Origin of the sequence: Streptomyces sp. NPDC051738 (assembly GCF_044453205.1) — a bacterium.
GTDB lineage: Bacteria > Actinomycetota > Actinomycetes > Streptomycetales > Streptomycetaceae > Streptomyces.
In genome coordinates this window covers 160,741-180,768 of sequence record NZ_JBITCM010000022.1, presented here as the reverse complement: position 1 = coordinate 180,768, position 20,028 = coordinate 160,741, and the positions used below count along the sequence as shown (strand labels likewise).

The window sequence follows — 20,028 nt, the reverse complement described above, 5'->3', positions numbered from 1 at the left end:
AGCCGACCCAATCACGTCAACAGTTTTGTCAACAATCTCAGCGACAATCCAGGGATGATCCGGGAATGGCCGGCTCCGGGCGTCGGAAGGTGAGGGCGGGTCGCGTCAGGCGACCGGCGGTGTCCCGTGCGTGTGGAAGGACGCGATCGTCTTCAGGCCCCACGCCTGCCCCTTGGCCCGCTCGGCCTCGGTCCAGGTGATCAGCGGCCAGTCCGGGGCCAGCACGAGGCGCGTGAGCGGGTTGCACAGCTCGATGCGGTTGCCGCCGGGCTCGTAGACGTACAGGAAGAACGTCTGCTGGATGGCGTGCTTGTGCGGGCCCGTCTCGATGAACACGCCCGTGTCGATGGCGAGATCGGCGGCGCGCAGGATGTCCTCGCGGGTGTCGGTCGCGAAGGCGATGTGGTGCAGCCGGCCGGTGGAGCCGGTCCAGTCCGAGGTGTAGACGACGTCGTACGACTTGTCGGTGAAGGTCAGCCAACGGGCCGCGATCTTCCCGGAGTTCAGCTGGATCTGCTCGGTGGGCCGGGCTCCCAGCACCCGCTCCTGGAACTCCGCGTTGGCGAGCACGTCCGCGGCGAGGAAGTTCACGTGGTCCAGGCGCCGCACTCCCACGCCCCGGTCGGGCTTGGCCTGCGGCTGGTTCTTCAGCGCCGGCCGCAGCGCCTCTGGCGCCTGGTAGTACTCGCTCTCCCAGTACAGGGCGTGCTCGTGCCCGTCGGGGTCGGTGGTGAGGTAAAGCTTGCCGATGCCGGGCTCGTCCTCGACCCATGTGCCGGAGCCGCCCGCAGCCTCGATGGCCTTGATACGGCGGTGAAGTGCCTCCTCGCTGGATGTGCGCAGGGCGAGCCTGCCGAGGCCGGGCTGTGCGCGGGCCGTGAGGACCAGGCTGTGGTGCTCGTAGTCGTCGAAGGTCCGCAGGTAGACGGTGTCGCCTTCCCGGCCGTTGACGGTGAGCCCGAGATAATCGGTGAAGAAGGCGACGCTGGCGTCCAGGTCCGGGGTGAACAGCTGGGCGTGGCCGATGTGGGCGATGTCGCCGAGCGGCGGGGTCATCGAGGGTCTCCAGATGAGTGTGCGGGGGTCGGGGCCGTCTCGGCGGGCCGGGGGAAGACGGTGCCGTCGAAGATCTTGCGGGCCGTGCGGACGACGGCGGTGCGGTGGGCGGTGGGCAGGCCGTCGGGGGCGGTGGTGAGGCTGCTTTCGATGTCCAGGAACCCTGTGGGGTGTTCGATGCGGATACGGTCGTCCCGGACGGGCAGCTGCGCGAGTCCCGCGCCGACGCCGCCCTCGATGCGCAGCCCGGCGGCGACGCTCGCCGCGCCGAGCACGCCGATCGACGTGTGGCAGCGGACCGGGATGAAGGTGCGGGTGGTGATCGCGCCGCCGTGGCGGGGCGGGGCGAGGAGTGTGAGCTTGGGGACGGTGACCTCCGAGACGTCACCGAGGCCCATCAACTCCCCTGCTGCCAACCGGAGTTCGCTCAGACGCTCGGCGAGCGCCAGGTCCTCTTCCAGCTCCTTGGGCGTCTCGTAGCCGGTGACCTTGAGCGCGGGGGCCTGGACGAGGACGGTCGGCATGCCGTTGTCCACGCAGGTCACCGGGATGCCGTCGATCTCGTTGCGGACGTTGCCGGTGGGCAGCAACTTCCCCGCACCGGGCGGAAATTCGATCACCACGGGGGCTGCCGTGCCGGGTACGCCCGAGATCTCGGCGTCCCCCGTGTAGTCGACGCGGCCGTCCGGGGTCGGGAAGGTCGCCGTGGCGAAGTCGCCGGTGTTGACCATGCGGATGCGTACAGAGGTCCGCTCCTCCCCCGCCGGGACGAGACCGCGCTCGACGGCGAACGGTCCGACGCCCGCGAGGATGTTCCCGCAGTTCTGACGGGCACTCACTTCAGACTTGTCGACGGCCACTTGGAGGAAGAGGTAGTCGACATCCGCCCTGGCGTCCGAGGAGGGCGAGACCACGGCGACCTTGCTCGTGAGCGGGTGCGCGCCGCCCAGGCCGTCGATCTGCCGCTCGTCGGGGCTGCCCATGATGCGCAGCAGCAGTTCGTCGCGGGCGCCTGGGTCCGTGGGCAGGTCCGTGGCCAGGAAGTAGGCGCCCTTGGAGGTGCCGCCGCGCATCAGCATGCAGCGGACCTCCATCGGCCCGGTCACGGCTGCGCCTCCTCGCGGACGTACTCGTCGTAGGACTTGTACGTCACACCGAGCCGTACGAGTGTCTCCCGCAACCCGTAGCGGTCCAGGCCGAGTTGGCCGACGAGGAAGGCGGCGCGGGTCGCGGCCTCCTTGGCCTCGCGGGCCTCGGCCTTCGTCACCGCCTCCCGGGCCCGCTCGCGGGGTACGACCACGACGCCGTCGTCGTCGGCGAGGATCACGTCACCGGGGCGGACGACCTGGCCGTCGATGGCGATCGGCACGTTCACCGAGCCGCCGGTGGCCTTGACCGTGCCCTGCGAGGACACCGCCCGCGACCAGGCGGCGAAGCCCATGTCGCGCAGCTCCTGGGTGTCGCGGATGCCCGTGTTGAGCACGACACCGCGCACACCGCGCTGCTGGAGGGCGGTCGCGAACAGCTCTCCGAACAGACCGTCCGTGCAGGGCGAGGTGGTGGTGACGACCAGGATGTCGCCCTCGCCGCACTGCTCCACGGCGGCGTGGATCATGAGGTTGTCGCCGGGCCAGCTCAACACCGTGACGGCCGTACCCGCGACCCGTACGCCCTGCTGGACGGGACGAATCGTCGTCCCCAGCAAGCCGGTTCGGCCCATCGCCTCGCTCACCGTCGCCACGCCGAAGCCGGCCAGCGCGTCGACGTCCTTCAGCTCCGCCTTCGGCGGGTCGGTGACGATCACGCCGCTCATGCCAGCTCCTTCGCGATCTGCGGGAAGGGGCGCATGAACGCCTCGGCCATGGTCTTGTGGGCCAGCCCCAGGTTGGGTCCGGCGTTGCGCTTGAGCTGGACTCCGCGGCGTACCGCGAGGTCGGTGTAGTAGTCCCAGAGGTGCTGCTGGGCGCCGAGGCACTCCATGGCCTTGCGCTTGGTCTGCCACACCTCGGTGATGTCGAGCAGGACCTCGGGCCTGAAGCCGCTCATCTCGGGCTGGTGCGGCTCGAAGTAGAAGACCGGCGGGGCTCCGATGATGTCGCCGTCGCCGGGGTAGCCGATGGCCTGCGCGAGGATCCGGGCCTGGAGGGCCATGCGGTTGGCCGCCGGGTGGTCGCCGTTGTACGGGTCCTCGGTCGGGTGGGTGAGGACGACGTCCGGCTGGGTCTCGCGGTAGACCGCCACGAGCTGGTCGGTCAGCTCGGCGCCGGCGACCAGCGGGTAGTCGCCGGCGTCGAAGAAGCGGACCTCGGCGCCGAGGGTGGCGGCCGCACGTTCGGCCTCGTCCCGGCGTATCGCCTTGATCTCGTCGAGCTTCTTCCCCTCGCGCCAGGCTTTGGCGGACTCGCCGCGCTCGCCGAAGGTCAGGCAGGCGATGGTGACCTTCTCGCCCCGGGAGGCGGCCAGGGCGATGGCTCCGCCCGCCCGCCACACGAAGTCCCCGGCGTGCGCGGTGATCACGAGGGTCGAACGTGGTGGTTCGGCGGGCGCGTTGGCGTGCGTCATTGCTGGTTCTCCTTGAGTGACAGGTGTGCGCCCGCCTCGTACGGTCACTCGCGCGGTGCCGCCTGCGGCTCAGCCGCTCAGCGCCTCGATCACGCTGGTGAGGTGGGCGCGGACGGCCGCCTCGGCCGCCTGCGGGTCCCTGGCCCCGATCGCCTCGATCATCGCCAGATGCTCGTTCAGGGAGTGCTGCGGACGGCCCGGCCTCAGCGCCAACTGGAAGCGGTGGCGGACCAGTTGCGCGTTGAGCCGCTCCAGCAGCTCCACGGCCGTACGCTGGCCGGAGAACTCCTGGATCCTGGCGTGCAGTTCCTGGTTGAGCTCGGAGTACGTCATCGGCTCGCCGTCGGCCACGGCCTTGGTCATGGCCGTGCCCAGGTCAGCGAGTTGGGCCAGCTGCTCGTCACTGGACGTGACGGCGGCCTTGGCCGCGCAGAGCCCTTCCAGGACCATGCGGCACTCGGTGATGGCGACCGCTTCCTCCACGCTCACCACCCGCACCCGCGAACCGCGGTTGCGGATCCGCTCGACCAGGCCCTGGGCCTCCAGGTCGATGAGTGCCGCGCGGATGCTGGCCCGTGTCACACCGAACTGCTCGGCGAGTTCGTTCTCCACCAGCCGCTGCGCCGGTGCCATCTCGCCGTGCAGGATCGCCTGCCGCAGCTGCGCGAGCGCGTGCTGCTTGGCCTGCTCCCCGGTGCTCGGACGGGCTTCTTTCGGCATGTGCCCTCCCTGAGTGAGTGCCTGTCGAACGTAAATCTAGCCAAACATAATTGTCAACAATTTTGTCGGCCGAATCTCCGGAGGAGTCGGCTGAATCTCCGGAGGAACGGACGGGGACGGACCTCTCGCCCACGCGAAAGCCGCTCGCCCCCGCCGGGTCGGCAGGGAGCGAGCGGCTCGTGACCGTGTCGGCGTCAGCCGATCTTCAGCTGGTCCGTGCCGTGCCCGATGTGCGCGACCACGAGCCCGGTTCCGGAGACCTCCGCGTACTCGGCGGTGTGGTAGCGCAGGACTTCGCCGGCCTGCGCGCCCTGCCGGGCCTCGACCGTCCAGCGCAGCTCGTGGAAGAAGAACCAGTCGTCGAAGTGCAGGGCGACGACGTCGATCTCGCGGACGGTGTAGTGGGCGTAGAAGTCCGCGAGGTGGGAGCGCAGGTCGTCCTTGGTGTGCAGTTCCACCAGGGTGCCGGTGTGCGCCACATAGTCCCGGACCCCGGTCTGGATCTCGGGGTGTGCCAGCTCGACGATCGTGTCGACGTCCCCGGCGCGGTACGCGTCGAGAAGCCTCCCGTGCAGCCCCGCCACGGCGAACCGGCTCGCCAGCACCCCGTCGGCGGCATCGCCCGGCAGGACGCTCTGCTGGGTCCGGCCCCAGAAGAGCTCCCCGGTGATGCCCTCGGAGCCCATGGTCGGGAACAGCGTGATGACCGGACGCTCGCTCTCCGCACCGGTCGCCTTCGCCCGTCCGCGTCCCACCCCGCTGACGAAGCTGTACCAGGAGGCGTGCAGTTCGAAGACGGGGCGGATGGCCACCACCGCGGAGAAGCGGTGCATGCTGCGGTAGGTGTCGGCGATGTCGTCGTACGTCGTGACGATGCGCTGCGTGGGGAGTTCCTTGCCCTCCTCCACACTGGGGCTGATGGTGTACGCGTACGGTCCGCTGGGGGCCAGCGTCGCCAGGATGTCGTCGACGACATCGACGTACTCGGCCTCCACATGCCGCCACGTCGTCGCCGCGGAACTCACCCGCAGGTCCGACGCGCTGAGCAACTCCTCGGTCTTCGCCCGGTCCTTCACGGTCGTCTCTCCTCGCCCGATGTTTCCGTGGGGCGGCCGCCCCACCGGGGCTCATCGAAGCGAACCCGGCCGACCTCTCCCGGACAGCCGACTGACATCAACCGGACGTGGTGGACGTCACACCGGATCGGTGGCCGCGGGAGCCGCCGTCGTTCCGCGGATCTCCAGTGCCGGAACCGCGAGATGGACCTCGCCCGCTCCCCCGCCTCCCTCGAACCGGTCGAGCAGACAGCGGGCCGCCCGGCGGCCGACCTCGTGGCTGGTGTTGTCGACCGTGGTGAGCCACACATGGCGCAGGCGGGCGATGCTCGTGTTGTCGTAGCCGACGACGGACAGGTCGCGTGGGACGCGCAGCCCCAGCTCCTCGGCTGCGGAGAGCGCGCCGATGGCCGTGATGTCGTTGACGGCGAAGACGGCCGTGGGCCGCTCGGGGCGGCTGAGCAGCCGGACGGTGGTGCGGTAGCCGCCCTCCTCGGTCATGTCGCTGGGCTCGACCACCGCCTGGTCCGCGAGGCCGTGCTCCCGCAACGTCGCCTCGAAGCTGCGCCGGCGCAGCTCGCCCACCGCCCCGTATCCCGCGATGTGCGCGATGCGCCGGTGTCCGAGGCCGATGAGGTGCTCGGCGACCAGGCGGGCGCCCCGCTCGTCGTCGCCCGCCACGACGTCGACGCCGGGCGGCACCGGCTCGCGGGCGGCGGCCACCACGACCGGCATCCGCTCGACCACCGTGCCGAGCGCGGCCGGGTCGGGCAGCGTGCCGACCACGACCAGGCCGTCGACCCGCAGGTCCAGCAGCGGGCCCGCCGGGTCCTGGCCACTGCGGCGGTTGAGGCGGGCGTCGGCGAGCAGCATGTGCAGGCCGTTGTCGTGCAGCAGCGAGTTGAGGCCGTCGAGCATGTCGACGAACCAGGGGTTGCGCAGGTCGTTCAGGAGGACGCCCACGGTGCGGGTGCGCCGCTCGCTGAGGCTGCGCGCGGCGGTGTTGGGCCGGTAGCCGAGTTCGCGTACGGCCCGCAGGACGGCGTCCCGTCTCTCCGGGCGCACCTGGTCGGAGCCGCGCAGCACCAGCGAGACCAGCGACTTGGAGACGCCGGCCCGGTCGGCCACGTCGCGGATCGTCGGCGGTCTCATGGGATGGACCGTTCCACGGCCCTGTGGGACTTGTCAAAGAGTTGACATCGAGCGGATACGGCCCCCAGTGTGGCCTGGACAGAAAATGGACCGGTCCAAAGAGGGGCTGTCATGGTGGATTCGCTCGGTGTCGCCGTCGTCGGGTTCGGCTGGATGGGCCGGGTGCACACCCAGGCGTACGCGCGCCTGCCGCACCACTTCCCGCACCTGCCCCTGCGTCCGCGGCTGGTGACGGTCGCCGAGGAGGTGCCGGGCCGGGCCGAGGAGGCCGCCGCGCAGTTCGGGTTCGCCGCCACGACCCGCGACTGGCGGGACATCGCCGCCGACCCGCGCGTCCAGGCCGTCTCCATCACCGCCCCGAACTTCCTGCACCGCGAGATCGGCGTCGCGATGGCCGAGGCCGGCAAGCACATCTGGATCGAGAAGCCGGTGGGCCTGACGGCCGGCGACGCCCAGGCGGTCGCCGACGCCGTCGCCAAGGCCGGCGTCCAGGGCGCGGTCGGCTTCAACTACCGCAACGCGCCCGCCGTCGAGGCCGCCCGCGAGCTGATCTCCTCCGGTGGGATCGGCACCGTCACCCACGTCCGCGTCCGTCTCTTCAGCGACTACGCCGCCCACCCCGACGGTGCCCTGACCTGGCGCTACGAGAAGGAGCGCGGCGGCAGCGGCGTGCTGGGCGACCTCGCCTCGCACGGCGCCGACCTGGCCCGGTACCTGCTCGGCGACATCACCTCCTTGACCGCCGACACGGCCGTCTTCATCCCCGAGCGTGCCCGCCCGACCGGCGCCACCGCCGGGCACAGCCTGGCCACCGGCGGCGAGCTCGGCCCGGTCGAGAACGAGGACTACGTCAACTGCCTGCTGCGCTTCGCCTCGGGCGCCCGCGGTGTCCTGGAGGCGTGCCGGGTCTCGGTCGGCGAGCAGAACAACTACGGCTTCGAGGTGCACGGCACCAAGGGCGCCGTCTTCTGGGACTTCCGCCGCATGAACGAGCTCGGCGTCAGCCGCGGCACGGCCTATCAGGACCAGCCCGTCAGCACGGTCTACGTCGGCCCGGGCGACGGCGAGTTCGGCGCCTTCCAGCCGGGCGCGGCGAACGCCATGGGCTACGACGACCTCAAGGTCATCGAGGCCTACCGCTTCCTGCGCTCGGTCGCCGAGGGCGCCGCGCACGGGGCCACCCTCCAGGACGCCGTGCGCAGCGCCGCCGTGCTGGACGCGATGGTGCGGTCGGCGCAGAGCGGCGCGTGGGTGGAGGTGGACGCGGGGGCGTGACGGCCGGCGTCAACGCGCCCGGCCCGCCCGCAGACCCAGGGCCACCTTGATCGGGGCCATCGCGACCCAGAGCCACATGGCCGAGGCGCCGACGACCAGGGCGAGCGGGACGCTGGCGAGGAACATCACCACCGTCACCGCGAGGTCGAGCGCGAAGAGCCGGAAGCCCCCGGCCGGCTTCGCCTCACTGCGCAGCCAGGGACGCCGGATCAGGACGAGGAGCAGCGCGAGATGGGCCGCGCCGAGGGCGGCGACCGCCGCCGCGTAGATGGCGACCGACTCGGGCTCTGTGCCGTACTCGGAGAGGAGCTTGGTGGGGAAGGGCAGGAGGGCCGCGATGCTCAGCCCCGCGATGGACAGCGTGATCACCTGCCCGTCGATCTCCCGGACGAAGCCGAAGATCCGCCGGTGTTCACGCCAGAAGACGCCGAGCACCAACACGCTGAGCGCGTATCCGCCGAGATTCGGGATCAGTTCGTGCAGGGCGTCGTCGTACCGGTCCGAGCCCAGCCCCCGTGGCACATAGAAGTCCAGTACGAGCAGCGTGAGTGCGATGGCGAACACGCCGTCGGCGAGCGCCACCAACCGTTCGGGCCCGCCGTCCGGCTTCGATTTCCACATGCGCACGACGGTAGGAGCCGGGGCGCGTCGAGCGGGCGTACACGCCAGGCGCGGGCCCTCGATCGTCACCCGATGGGCGTGGGCATGTTGTACGGGGTCACCACCTGGATCGCCGACGGCAGGGTGGGCCCCGCGGGCGGCAGCGCGCCGTGGGCGCGCATGACGATGTGGCAGGCCTCGCGCATGTCCTGGCGCAGGTCGTGGTGGAGTACGGCGGACAGCCGGTGCTCGCGCAGCAGGCGGGTGTTGTCGTGGTCGAGGTCGTGCGCGACGAACACCGCGCACGCGCGGCCCAGGTCCTCGAAGGCGCGCAGCGTGGCGATGTTGCCTCCGCCGATCGAGTAGACCGCGCGGATCTCCGGGTCGCGCTCCAGGGCGGCGCGCACAAGGTCGTACTGCGTGGCGTCCAGGCCCTGTCCCCCGGCCAGTTCGACGAGCGTGCGCTCGGGGTGCCGGGCGCGCATCGCGCTGCGGAAGCCCATCTCGCGCTCCTCCTCGTTGCGGAAGAACCCGCTGCTGAGGCTGGTGAGGACATGACCGGGGCGGTCGCCGAGCCACTGGCCCATGAGGTACGCGGCCGTGGCCCCGGCGGCCCGGTTGTCGCTGCCGACGTAGGCGAGGCGGGGCGTGGACGGCAGGTCGGTCACCAGGGTCACCACCGGTATGCCCGCCTCGGCGAGCCGCACGACGGCCGCGGTGACCTCGGGGACGTCCGGCGCCTTGAGGATCACCCCCTGAGATCCGCGCCGGGCGATCCGGTCCAGGGTCCGCGTCAGCTCCTCCACCGGGCCGGTCTCCCGGAAGTGGAACCGCGAGCGCACGACGGCCGGATGCAGGCCCGGCAGCTCGGCCTCCAGGGCGGCCCGGACGGCGGTGGAGAACCGCTCCGGCGTCTGCATCACGATGTCGATCATGAAGGTACGGCCCACCAGCCGGACCTGGGTGCGCTGCCGGTCCAGGTCGGCGATGGCCTGCTGGACCTCCCGCGCGGTGCTCTCGCGCACCCCTCCCCTGCCGTTCAGGACCCGGTCGACGGTGGCCTCGCTGAGGCCCGCCTGACGTGCGATCTCCCGGATGGGGAAGGGGTGGCCCATGCGGTTGCTCCCGAAGCGATTCTTGAGGGGTTTTTGATGGTCGCGTGCCGGTTGTTCGAGGGGATTGTCATGACAAGAATGGCAGCGCTGAGTCGCACCTGTCACCGAGAGGACGCCGATGTCCGACACCTCCGCCGTACAACGCCCCGCGTGGCTGTCCGAGCAGGACTGCGACCTCGCCGCCTTCCGTGAACTCGTCGAGCGGACCACCGACCTCGCCGACTACCCGTACGCCTCCTCCGTGGAGCAGGGCGTCCTGGTCTACGACAGCGACCGCCTGCGCAAGGCCGACGACCCGCGTGCGGTGCGCGCCGAACTGGTCCGCGCCCTCACCGACGGACCGGGCATCGCGGTCTTCGAGGGCGCCTTCCCGGACCCGGAGATCGTCGACCGGCTCAGCTCCGTGTTCGACGCCCTGATCGCCGAGCAGCGCGCCGCGGGCGTGAACGCCGGGGACCACTTCGCCAAGCCGGGCGCCAACGACCGGGTCTGGAACGCGCTGGAGAAGGCCGCCCTCTACGACCCCGAGGCGTTCGCCGACTACTACGCCAACGACATCCTGGCGCTCGTCTCGGCCGCCTGGCTCGGCCCCGGCTACCAGGTGACCTCGCAGGTCAACGTGGTCAACCCCGGCGGCGCCGCCCAGACCGCGCACCGCGACTACCACCTGGGCTTCCTCACCAACGAGGTCGCGGCCGCCTACCCGGCCCACGTCCACCTCCTCTCCCCCGTGCTCACCCTCCAGGGCGCCGTCGCGCACTGCGACATGCCGGTGGGGTCCGGGCCGACGATGTACCTGCCGTACTCGCAGACGTACGAACCCGGCTACCTGGCCTGGCGACTGCCCGAGTTCCAGGCGTACTTCGACGCCCGCCACATCCAGCTCCCCCTCGCCAAGGGCGACGCGGCCTTCTTCAACCCGGCGCTGTTCCACGCGGCCGGCACCAACCGGTCGGCAGACATCCGGCGCATGGCGAACCTGCTCCAGGTGTCCTCCGCGTTCGGGCGGGCGATGGAGACGGTGGACCGCGAGGCGGTGGCCAACGCCGTCTTCCCCGTACTGCTCAAGCGGCGGAGCGAGGGTGTCGACCAGGCACGGCTGGAGCATGTGATCGCCGCGAGCGCCGAGGGGTACCCCTTCCCCACGAACCTCGACAGCGATCCGCCGGTGGACGGGCTGGCCCCGCCCTCACAGGCGGACCTCGTACGGCGCGCGCTGCGCGAGGCATGGACTCCCGAGGCTCTGCGGAACGAGCTGCGGGTCGGCGCCGAGCGGCGCCAGAGCTGAAAGGACCCGGAACACCCATGGGACTTCTCGACGACAAGGTCGTCCTCGTCAACGGCGGCAGCCAGGGCGTGGGCGCCGCCATCGCGCGGGCGGCCGTCCGCGAGGGGGCGGTCGTGGCCGTCACCGGGCGGCGCACCGAACCCGGTGAGGCACTGGTGGCCGAGCTGGCCGCCGCCGGGGGCAAGGCCATGTTCGTACGGGCCGACCTCGCCGACGCCGACCAGGCGAAGGCGTCCGTCGCCGAGGTCGTCGACGCGTACGGGCGGATCGACTGCCTGGTCAACTCGGCGGGGCTGACGTCCCGGGGCACGCTGCTCGACACCACGCCCGAGCTGTTCGACCAGCACATCGCGATCAACCTCAAGGCGCCGTTCTTCGCCATGCAGGCCGCCGTGACGGACATGGTGGCGCGCCAGGCGCCCGGCACGATCGTCAACATCATCACGTCCTCGGCACACGGCGGACAGCCGTTCCTCGCGCCGTACGTCTCCGCCAAGGCCGGCCTCATCGGCCTGACCCGCAACGCGGCGCACGCGCACCGCTGGGACCGGGTCCGGATCAACGGCCTGAACATCGGCTGGACGGCGACCGAGGGCGAGGACGCGACGCAGAAGGCCTTCCACGGTGCCGGGGACGACTGGCGGGAGTCGGCTGCGGCCGGACTGCCGATGGGCAAGCTGGGCCAGCCCGATGAGATCGCCGACTTCGTGGTGTTCCTGCTGTCGGACCGGTCCGGGGTAGTCACTGGCTCGGTGATCGACTGGGACCAGAACGTACTCGGCGGACTCGACTAGATCTTCGTAAGCCCTCGAACCTCTCTTCTCGCAAGCCTCGTACTCAAGAAAGCTGAACCATGCGTATCGGAATCCTCGGCCTCGGCCGCATCGGCGCCTTCCACGCCGAGACCCTCTCCGGACTCGACGCGGTCGACTCCCTCGTCGTCACCGACCCGTTCGCGGACGCCGCCAAGGCCGCCGCGGAGCGGTTCGGCGCCGAGGTCGTGGACTCGCCCGAGGCCCTGCTGGCCGCGGGCGTGGACGGCATCGTCGTCGCCGCCGCGACCGACGCCCACCCGGCGCTGATCCTGGCCGGCGTCGAGGCGGGCATCCCCGTCTTCTGCGAGAAGCCCGTCGCCAAGACCATGAGCGAGGGTGTCCAGGTCCTCAAGGCCGTCCAGGGCACCGACGTACCGATCCAGATCGGCTACAACCGCCGCTTCGACACCGGCTTCGTCAACGCACGCGCCGCCGTGCAGGCCGGTGAGCTCGGCAAGCTGCACACCGTGCGGTCGACCACGCTGGACCCGGCGCCCCCGCCGGCCGCGTACATCGCCGCCTCCGGTGGCATCTTCCGGGACTGTTCGGTGCACGACTTCGACATCATCCGCTGGGTGACCGGCCGCGAGGTCACCGAGGTGTACGCCGTCGGCGGCAACAGGGGCGCCGACTTCATCAAGGCGGCGGGCGACGCCGACACCACCGGCGCGATCCTCACGCTGGACGACGGCACGATCGCCGTGGTCTCCAACTCCCGCCACAACGCCCGGGGTTACGACGTCCGCATGGAGATCCACGGCTTCGAGGACTCCATCGCGGTCGGCCTGGAGGACAAGCTGCCGCTGCGCTCGGTCGAGCCCGGCGTGACCTTCCCCGCCGGCACCCCGCACGACTTCTTCATGGACCGCTTCACCGCGGCCTACCGCGCCGAACTCACCGCGTTCACCGAGGTCGTCGCGGGTACCCGGCCCTCCCCGTGCACGATCGAGGACGCCTTGGAAGCCGGCTGGATCGCCGACGCGTGCACCCTGTCCCTGCACGAGCACCGTCCGGTGACGATCGAGGAGGTTCGGCAGGGATGAACGATTCGGGCCGGGAACCGCTGCGCATAGGAGTACTGGGCGCGGCACGCATCACCGAGCTCTCCCTCGTCGGTCCGGCCCGGACGACCGGCCACCGCCTCGTCGCGGTGGCCGCGCGCGACCGGTCCCGCGCCGAGGCGTTCGCCGACGAGCACGACGTCGAGCGGGTGGTGGACTCGTACGCCGATCTGCTCGCCGACCCCGAGGTGGAGCTCGTCTACAACCCGCTCGCCAACGGCCTGCACGGGCCGTGGAACCTCGCGGCGCTCGCGGCCGGGAAGCATGTGCTGTCGGAGAAGCCGTCGGCGAGCAACGCCGAGGAGGCGGCCGAGGTGCGGGAGGCCGCGGCGAAGGCCGGGACGGTCTTCATGGAGGCCTTCCACTACCTCTTCCACCCGGTCACCCGGCGCCTGCACGAGATCGTTGGGAGCGGTGAACTGGGCGAGCTTCAGCGGGTGGAGACGCTGGTCGCCATTCCGGCGCCCGGCGACTTGGACCCGCGCTGGTCGCTGCCCCTCGCGGGCGGCGCGCTGATGGACCTCGGCTGCTACAGCCTGCACGCGGTGCGGACGCTCGCACCCTGGGCGGGCGGTGCTCCGCGGCTCGTCTCCGCGCGGGGCGGGGAGCGGGCGGGTGCGCCGGGCGTCGACGAGTGGCTGGACGCCGAGCTGGAGTTCCCCGGCGGAGCGACCGCGTCGGCGCGCTGCCACATGGCGTACGACGAGCTGGAGATGAGCTGCCGGATCGTCGGCTCGGCGGGCGAGGTGCTCGCGCCGAACTTCGTGCTGCCGCACCGCGACGACCGGGTGGTAGTGCGCACGGCGGACGGGGAGCGGACGGAGCGGCTGGGCACGCGCTCGTCGTACACCTACCAGTTGGAGGCGCTCGCCGCCCACATACGTCGGGACGCCCCGCTCCCGCTGGACGCGGACGACGCGCTGGCGACGATGCGGCTGATCGACGAGGCCTATCGCGCGGCGGGGTTCGAGCCGCGACCGCGTACGGCGCTCGCGGGCTGAGGGCGGAGCACGAAGAAGGGCCGGGGGAGGCTCCCCCGGCCCTTCAGTTCGCCTCGGTTCGTCGTCAGACGTAGAGCGCCGGCCGGTCCACCAGGTCCACCGCGACCCGGCCGCCGTCCTCCAACGACCGTACGCCCGCCTCGCAGACCGCGGCCACGGCGTACCCGTCCCACGCGCTGGGCCCGGTGACCTCGCCGCGCCGGGTGGCGTCCACCCAGGCCTGGACCTCACGGTCGTAGGCGTCGGCGAACCGCTCGATGTAGTCCTGGGCGATGGTGCCGCCCCAGCGGCCGGCCGCGTTGGTGACCATGGCGTGGCCGTCGCCGACGCGTGCGGTGCCGCGCTCGCAGACGACCTCGGCCTGGACCTGGTAGCCGAAGCCGCAGTTGACGAAGATCTCGACGTCGACGATCGCGCCGCCGTCGGTCTCGAAGAGCACGAGCTGCGGGTCCCGGATGCCGTCCGGCGCGTTCCCGGAGGGCGTCGGCGTCAGCACGGTGACGGCCGTGATCTCGTGGCCGAGCAGCCAGCGGGTCACGTCCATCTCGTGCGTCACGGAGTCGTTGATGAGCATCTCGCTGGTCCAGCCGGGCGGGCTGGCCACGTTGCGGTGCCGGTTGTGCAGCATGAGGGGGCTGCCCAACTGGCCCGTCTCCAGCACGGCCTTGAGCTTCATGTACTCGGCGTCGTAGCGCCGCATGAAGCCGACCTGGACCCTGCGGTGGCCGAGCCGCTGCTCGGCCTCCAGGACGCGCAGCGCGGACGCGGCGTCCGGGGTGAGGGGTTTCTCGCACAGCACCGGCAGATCGTGCTCGAAGGCCGCGAGGAGCGCCGCCTCGTGGGCGGGGCCGGGGGACGCGACGATCACCGCGTCGACGTCGGCCACCGCCATCGCCGCGGCCGGGTCGGTGTGGGCGGTGCAGCCGTCGACGCGGGCGGCGACCGATTTGGCGCGCTCCGCATCGACGTCCACGACTGCGGTCACCCGTGCCCCGCTGGTGACCTCCTGGATGCGGCGCACATGGTCCGCACCCATCTTTCCGGTACCGATGACAGCGACTCCGAGCGTTTCCGGACGCTGGGTCATGACGATCGGCCGTCCTTTCGGGTCGTCAGGCGCCGCAGGACCTCAGGAACTTGCGGGTACGCACCGCGATGGGCAGCGGCTTGTCCGGCTCGCAGGGGTACATGTCCTGCTCGACGATCGCGAACAGATCCACGTTCAGCTTCTGCGCGGCCTCCAGCACCGGCCCCAACTCCGGTACGCCGGACGGGGGTTCGCACATCACGCCGCGCTGGACCGCCGGCCCGAACGGCACCTCGTTCTTGACGACGTCGGCGAGGATCTCCGGGTCGACCTGCTTGAGGTGCAGATAGCCGATGCGCTCGCCGTAGGTCTCGATCAGCTTGACGCTGTCGCCGCCGCAGTAGGCGTAGTGACCCGTGTCGAGGCAGAGGTTGACCAGCTCGGAGTCGGTCGAGTCGAGGAAGCGCTCGACGTGCGCCTCGGTGTCGATGTGGGTGTCGGCGTGCGGGTGCACGACGATGTCGAGGCCGTACGCCTCCTTCACCTCGTGCCCGAGCCGCTCCATGCCCTTGGTCAGGTGGGCCCACTGCTCGCCGGTGAGCTCCGGCGGCTCCAGGATCTCGGCGGTCTTGTCGTCCCGCCAGAAGGAGGGGATCACCACCAGGTGCTTCGCGCCCATCGCCTGGGTGAGCGCGGCGACCTGGCCGACGTGCTCCCAGGTGGACTCCCAGACGGAGGGGCCGCGGTGCAGGCCGGTGAAGACGGTGCCCGCGGAGACCTTCAGGTTCCGCTTGTTCACCTCGTCGGTGAGGCGGGCCGGGTCGGTCGGCAGATAGCCGTACGGGCCCAGCTCGATCCACGGGTATCCGGCCTCGGCGACCTCGTCCAGGAAGCGTTCCCAGGGCACCTGTACGGGGTCGTCGGGGAACCAGACGCCCCAGGAGTCCGGGGCGGAGCCGACCCGGATGCGGTCCAGCACAGGGGGCATGTCAGGACTTCCCTTCGGGTGCGGTCGCCACGGGGGCGGTGAGGTCTTCCTCTTCCGGGAGCTCTTCGACGTCCACGCCCCGCACCTGGCTCAACTCGTGCTTGAGGGCGGCGAGTTCGGTGCCGCCGGCCATGTGGTTGGTGAGCTCTTCGAGGCTGACCTCGTCGCGGGAGGCGTTCAGCTCCATGGTGCCGAGGCGCAGGACGCTGAAGTGGTCGCCGACCATGTAGGCGTGGTGCGGGTTGTGGGTGATGAAGATGACGCCGAGGCCGCGGTCGCGGGCGGCGGCGATGTACTTCAGCACGACACCGGACTGCTTGACGCCCAGCGCGGCGGTCGGCTCGTCCAGGATGAGGACGCGGGCGCCGAAGTAGACGGCGCGGGCGATCGCCACACACTGGCGCTGACCGCCGGAGAGCGTCCCGATGGGCTGCTCCATGTCATCGAGGACGATGCCCATGTTGCGCAGCTCCTGGTCGGCCGTCTTCTTCATCTTCTCGATGTCGAGACGGCGGACCGGCCAGGGGCCCTTGGTCATCTCGGAGCCGAGGAAGAAGTTCCGCCACACCGGCATCAGCGGGACCACGGCGAGGTCCTGGTAGACCGTGGCGATACCGGCGTCGAGGGCCTCACGCGGGGTGGAGAACCGCACGGGGGCGTTGTCGACGAGGAACTCGCCCTCGGTGTGCTGGTGCAGACCCGAGATGATTTTGATGAGCGTCGACTTGCCGGCGCCGTTGTCGCCGAGCACACAGGTGACCTGACTGGGGAACACCTTCAGGTCGACGCCGTGCAGGGCGCGGATGTTGCCGTAGGACTTGCCTGCGCCGCGGAGTTCGACGATCGGGCCGTCCTTCTCCGGAGCCTTGTCGGCGATGACGGCACCATGGGTGCCGGTCTTCTCGGTGGATGTCATGTCGGTCACCTCCTGGTCGCCGTGCGGCTGACCCACAGATTGATCAGGACGGCGCCGAGCAGCATCACGCCGAGGAACGCCTTGAACCAGTCGGGGTTCCAGCCGGCGTAGACGATGCCCTGCTGCACCATGCCGAACATGAACGCGCCGAAGACCGGGCCGATCGCCGAACCGGCACCACCGGTCAGCAGACAGCCGCCGATGACCGCCGCGGCGATGTAGATCAGCTCCTGGCCGACGCCCTCACCGGACTGCACGGTGTTGAACGAGAACAGCTGGTGCATACCGACGAACCAGGCGCCGAAGCCGACCAGCATGAACAGCGAGATCTTCGTGAAGGTCACCGGGACACCGACCGCGCGGGCGGACTGCTGGTTGCCGCCGACCGCGAAGATCCAGTTGCCGTACTTCGTGCGCAGCAGCACCCAGGTGGCGATGGCCGCGAAGACCAGCCACCACACCACCGTGATCTTCACGTTGACCCCGCCGACGTCGAAGGACGAGGCAAAGAGCGCCTTGGCCTGGTCGAAGCCGTCCATGTCGCTGATGTCGTCGGTGGCGACGTTGCTGGTGACCAGCTTGGTCACCGCGAGGTTCACGCCCTGCAGGATCAGGAAGGTGCCCAGGGTGACCAGGAAGCTCGGCAGTCCGGTCTTCACCAGGAGCCAGCCGTTGAACAGGCCGACCGCCAGGGACACGACCAGGGCGGCGATCACACCGACCCACACGTTCATCGTCAGCTGGTAGCTGAGCATGCTCGCCGTCAGCGCCGAGGTGATCACCGCGACACCGGCCGACAGGTCGAACTCGCCGCCGATCATCAGCAGCGCCACCGGCAGCGCCATGATCCCGATCGTCGACGACTGGTAGAGGATGTTGGCCATCGAGCTGCCGTCACGCACCGGCGGCGCCGTGATCAGGAAGAAGATCAGCACCGCCACCGCGCCGAGGAAGACTCCGACCTCGGGCCGGGCCAACAACCTGAGCGCCAGCGGGCGTTCGGCCGTGCGCCCGTCCTTCGCCTTGCCGGGGCCGGGGGCCGGCGGTGTGGTCACCGCCGGCTCAGCCTGTTGGGTCATGCTCATCACCGAGTGCCCTTCGCGGCGTACTTTTCGATCGTCTCGACGTTCGTCTTGTCGACGAAGGCCGGGCCGGTCAGCACCGGCTGCTCGCCGCCGCCCATGTAGTTGCCGTTGTTCTTGTAGAGCCACAGGGAGTCGATCGCCAGGTAGCCCTGCAGGTAGGGCTGCTGGTCGACGGCGAACTCGATGTCGCCCTTGCTGATCGCCCCGGTCAGCTGCTTGTTGAGGTCGAAGGTGGCGACCTTCGCCTTGCTGCCGGCGTCACCGATCGACTGCACCGCCGTCAGCGCGAACGGGGCGCCGAGGGTGACGACGTAGTCGAGGCCACTGTCCTGCTTGAGCTTGGCCGTGATCGTCGACTGCACGGACGGCATGTCGGTGCCGTTGACGTTCAGGTTCTCGACGTCGCCCTCGAAGGTCTTCTTCACACCCGCGCAGCGCTGCTCCAGGCCGATGTTGCCCTGCTCCTGGACGACACAGACGGCCTTCTTGGCGCCCGCCTCGTTCAGCCGCTTGCCGAGCGCCTCGCCCGCCACGTTCTCGTCCTGGCCGAAGAACTCCATCAGGCCGAGCTTCTGCCAGTCGCTGACACCGGAGTTGAGACCGACGACCGGTATGCCGGCGGTCTTCGCCTTCTTCACGACGTCCTTCATGGCGTCCGGCTTGGCGAGGGTGATCGCGATGCCGTCGACCTTCTGGTCGATCGCGTTCTGGACCAGGTTGGCCTGGGTGCCCGCGTTCGGGTCGTTGGAGTAGATCAGCTCGACGTTGTCCTTCGCGGCGGCGGCCTCGGCGCCCTTGCGGACGATGTCCCAGAAGGTGTCACCGGCCGCCTGGTGCGTGACCAGGGCGACCTTCATACGGGGCGTGTCGGCCTTGCCGGCGGAGGCGCCCTCCGCGCTCTCCTCAGACTTCTTGCCGCCGGAGCTGCTGGAGCATCCTGCGAGCGTCAGCGCTGCCGCTGCGGCCACGGCCACTACGGGGGCCAACCTGCGGGAGCGAGAGTAAGAGCGGTCCATCTTTCCAGCACCTCACTGTGCGACGGGGTGTTGCGACGGGGAAAGGGACGATCACTGGGATCGATGGCCCGGACCAGTGGGAGAAGCCCGGGTCGTGTGCCGTGGAGCACGGCGGTTTCGCTTGGACGGGATCCAAGTCCCTGGATGCGCGCGCTGTCAATACTTTGTTAAGACATCATTTCACAAGCAGGTCCGAATGTAAGTACAAACTATTGACAGCGTCGGCCTCCACGTCCTACACCTGGGAGGCGGCAGGCCCCCTGGGGGCCCCACCCCCAGCCCAGCTCTAGGAGCGTTGCGCATGGCCGAGTCAGCCAAGCCCTTCGACTTGATCACGATGGGAAGGATAGGAGTCGATCTCTACCCCCTGCAGTCTGGCCTACCTTTGACGCAGGTGGAGACGTTCGGCAAATTCCTCGGAGGCTCGGCCGCCAACGTCGCCGTAGCCGCCGCCCGGCTCGGCCGGACCACGGCAGTGATCACCCGCACCGGGGACGATCCCTTCGGCGCCTACCTGCACGAAGCCCTCAAGGACTTCGGCGTCGACGACCGCTGGGTGACGCCCGTCGCGGCGTACCCGACGCCGGTGACCTTCTGCGAGATCTTCCCGCCGGACGACTTCCCGCTGTACTTCTACCGGCAGCCTAAGGCGCCTGACCTGGAGATACACTCCGACGAGCTGGACTACTGGGCCATCCGATCGGCCCGCGTCTTCTGGATCACCGGCACCGGCCTGAGCGAGGAGCCGAGCCGGTCCGCCACCCTCGCCGCCCTCAAGGCGCGCGACAAGGCGGGCACCACGGTCTTCGACCTCGACTGGCGCCCGATGTTCTGGCGCGACCCCGAGGAGGCCCGCCCGTACTACGCGGAGGCGCTGCGGCACGCGACCGTCGCGGTCGGCAACCTCGACGAGTGCGAGGTCGCCACCGGGGTCCGCGAGCCGCGTGCCTGCGCCGAGGCGCTGCTCGCGGCCGGTGTGGAGCTCGCGGTCGTCAAGCAGGGTCCCAAGGGCGTGCTGGCGGTCCACCGCGACGGCACGGAGGCCGAGGTGCCGCCGGTGCCGGTCGAGGTGGCCAACGGTCTCGGCGCGGGCGATGCCTTCGGCGGCTCGCTGGTCCACGGACTGCTGGCCGGCTGGAATCTGGCCGAAACCATGCGGTACGCCAACGCCGCCGGGGCCCTCGTCGCCTCCCGCCTGGCCTGCTCCTCCGCGATGCCCACCGAGTCCGAGGTCGAGGAACTCCTCGCGCAGAAGTCGTGACGGCCGGCTGAGCCACCCCTGAAACGGAGTTTCCC

20 protein-coding genes are annotated in these 20,028 nt (G+C 70.4%); 6 read left to right on the top strand and 14 right to left on the bottom strand.

Going from position 1 to position 20,028, the window contains the following annotated elements; all coding sequences use genetic code 11:
• Window positions 1–105 precede the first annotated feature (105 nt).
• From ACIA8X_RS38380 to ACIA8X_RS38350, 7 genes are all read right to left on the bottom strand, one after another.
• The gene (locus tag ACIA8X_RS38380; protein WP_393458819.1) at window positions 106–1,056 is read right to left on the bottom strand and encodes a catechol 2,3-dioxygenase; all 951 of its coding nucleotides are present in this window, start codon (window positions 1,054–1,056) and stop codon (window positions 106–108) included.
• On the bottom strand, window positions 1,053–2,162 hold the full coding sequence (locus ACIA8X_RS38375; RefSeq protein ID WP_393458822.1) for a 4-oxalomesaconate tautomerase: 1,110 nt from the start codon (window positions 2,160–2,162) through the stop codon (window positions 1,053–1,055). Before ACIA8X_RS38375 ends, ACIA8X_RS38380 begins: the two co-directional genes overlap by 4 nt.
• Window positions 2,159–2,869 carry a 4-carboxy-4-hydroxy-2-oxoadipate aldolase/oxaloacetate decarboxylase gene (locus ACIA8X_RS38370; protein ID WP_393458825.1) on the bottom strand — a complete coding sequence of 237 codons (711 nt, stop codon included), beginning with the start codon at window positions 2,867–2,869 and terminating at the stop codon, window positions 2,159–2,161. Before ACIA8X_RS38370 ends, ACIA8X_RS38375 begins: the two co-directional genes overlap by 4 nt.
• On the bottom strand, window positions 2,866–3,618 hold the full coding sequence (locus tag ACIA8X_RS38365; RefSeq protein WP_393458828.1) for a PIG-L deacetylase family protein: 753 nt from the start codon (window positions 3,616–3,618) through the stop codon (window positions 2,866–2,868). The genes ACIA8X_RS38370 and ACIA8X_RS38365 overlap by 4 nt, the downstream gene beginning before the upstream one ends.
• Before the next feature lie 69 nt (window positions 3,619–3,687).
• Complete coding sequence (locus tag ACIA8X_RS38360) at window positions 3,688–4,338, bottom strand: GntR family transcriptional regulator (protein ID WP_393458831.1); 651 nt, start codon at window positions 4,336–4,338, stop codon at window positions 3,688–3,690.
• 194 nt (window positions 4,339–4,532) lie between these two features.
• Window positions 4,533–5,414 (bottom strand): hypothetical protein, encoded by an 882-nt coding sequence (locus tag ACIA8X_RS38355; protein ID WP_393458834.1) that lies wholly within the window; start codon window positions 5,412–5,414, stop codon window positions 4,533–4,535.
• 117 nt (window positions 5,415–5,531) lie between these two features.
• The gene (locus tag ACIA8X_RS38350; RefSeq protein WP_393458837.1) at window positions 5,532–6,545 is read right to left on the bottom strand and encodes a LacI family DNA-binding transcriptional regulator; all 1,014 of its coding nucleotides are present in this window, start codon (window positions 6,543–6,545) and stop codon (window positions 5,532–5,534) included.
• 111 nt (window positions 6,546–6,656) lie between these two features.
• Here ACIA8X_RS38350 and ACIA8X_RS38345 point away from each other — a divergent pair, with 111 nt between their 5' ends.
• Window positions 6,657–7,820 carry a Gfo/Idh/MocA family protein gene (locus tag ACIA8X_RS38345; RefSeq protein WP_399460246.1) on the top strand — a complete coding sequence of 388 codons (1,164 nt, stop codon included), beginning with the start codon at window positions 6,657–6,659 and terminating at the stop codon, window positions 7,818–7,820.
• 9 nt (window positions 7,821–7,829) lie between these two features.
• On the opposite strand, the gene ACIA8X_RS38340 is transcribed toward ACIA8X_RS38345, so the two are convergent.
• Window positions 7,830–8,441 (bottom strand): TMEM175 family protein, encoded by a 612-nt coding sequence (locus tag ACIA8X_RS38340; protein ID WP_399460245.1) that lies wholly within the window; start codon window positions 8,439–8,441, stop codon window positions 7,830–7,832.
• A gap of 65 nt (window positions 8,442–8,506) precedes the next feature.
• Window positions 8,507–9,535, bottom strand: coding sequence for a LacI family DNA-binding transcriptional regulator (locus tag ACIA8X_RS38335; RefSeq protein WP_393458846.1), 1,029 nt, complete (start codon window positions 9,533–9,535; stop codon window positions 8,507–8,509).
• A 118-nt stretch (window positions 9,536–9,653) separates the two neighbouring features.
• On the opposite strand from ACIA8X_RS38335, the gene ACIA8X_RS38330 reads away from it, so the two are divergent.
• From ACIA8X_RS38330 to ACIA8X_RS38315, 4 genes are read left to right on the top strand one after another with little or no spacing between them, the layout of a single operon-like run.
• On the top strand, window positions 9,654–10,823 hold the full coding sequence (locus tag ACIA8X_RS38330; RefSeq protein WP_399460244.1) for a phytanoyl-CoA dioxygenase family protein: 1,170 nt from the start codon (window positions 9,654–9,656) through the stop codon (window positions 10,821–10,823).
• A 17-nt stretch (window positions 10,824–10,840) separates the two neighbouring features.
• Window positions 10,841–11,617 carry an SDR family oxidoreductase gene (locus ACIA8X_RS38325; protein ID WP_393458852.1) on the top strand — a complete coding sequence of 259 codons (777 nt, stop codon included), beginning with the start codon at window positions 10,841–10,843 and terminating at the stop codon, window positions 11,615–11,617.
• Between the two features lie 59 nt (window positions 11,618–11,676).
• Window positions 11,677–12,681 (top strand): Gfo/Idh/MocA family oxidoreductase, encoded by a 1,005-nt coding sequence (locus tag ACIA8X_RS38320; protein WP_393458855.1) that lies wholly within the window; start codon window positions 11,677–11,679, stop codon window positions 12,679–12,681.
• Window positions 12,678–13,700, top strand: coding sequence for a Gfo/Idh/MocA family protein (locus tag ACIA8X_RS38315; RefSeq protein WP_393458858.1), 1,023 nt, complete (start codon window positions 12,678–12,680; stop codon window positions 13,698–13,700). Before ACIA8X_RS38320 ends, ACIA8X_RS38315 begins: the two co-directional genes overlap by 4 nt.
• A gap of 64 nt (window positions 13,701–13,764) precedes the next feature.
• On the opposite strand, the gene ACIA8X_RS38310 is transcribed toward ACIA8X_RS38315, so the two are convergent.
• From ACIA8X_RS38310 to ACIA8X_RS38290, 5 genes are read right to left on the bottom strand one after another with little or no spacing between them, the layout of a single operon-like run.
• A complete protein-coding gene (locus ACIA8X_RS38310; protein WP_399460243.1) occupies window positions 13,765–14,787 on the bottom strand; it encodes a Gfo/Idh/MocA family protein in 1,023 nt (340 codons plus the stop codon).
• A 25-nt stretch (window positions 14,788–14,812) separates the two neighbouring features.
• Entirely contained in the window at window positions 14,813–15,715 is a 903-nt protein-coding gene (locus ACIA8X_RS38305; protein ID WP_399460241.1) for a sugar phosphate isomerase/epimerase family protein, read from the bottom strand.
• Window position 15,716: 1 nt separating this feature from the next.
• A complete protein-coding gene (locus tag ACIA8X_RS38300) occupies window positions 15,717–16,631 on the bottom strand; it encodes an ATP-binding cassette domain-containing protein (protein ID WP_393458867.1) in 915 nt (304 codons plus the stop codon).
• Window positions 16,632–16,636: 5 nt separating this feature from the next.
• Window positions 16,637–17,716: an ABC transporter permease gene (locus ACIA8X_RS38295; RefSeq protein WP_393458870.1), complete on the bottom strand. Its 1,080-nt coding sequence runs from the start codon at window positions 17,714–17,716 to the stop codon at window positions 16,637–16,639.
• Complete coding sequence (locus ACIA8X_RS38290; protein ID WP_399460240.1) at window positions 17,716–18,732, bottom strand: sugar ABC transporter substrate-binding protein; 1,017 nt, start codon at window positions 18,730–18,732, stop codon at window positions 17,716–17,718. The genes ACIA8X_RS38295 and ACIA8X_RS38290 overlap by 1 nt, the downstream gene beginning before the upstream one ends.
• Window positions 18,733–19,033: 301 nt before the next feature.
• Between ACIA8X_RS38290 and iolC the strand changes: the two genes are divergently transcribed.
• On the top strand, window positions 19,034–19,993 hold the full coding sequence (gene iolC, locus ACIA8X_RS38285; protein WP_393458875.1) for a 5-dehydro-2-deoxygluconokinase: 960 nt from the start codon (window positions 19,034–19,036) through the stop codon (window positions 19,991–19,993).
• The last annotated feature ends 35 nt before the right edge of the window (window positions 19,994–20,028 follow it).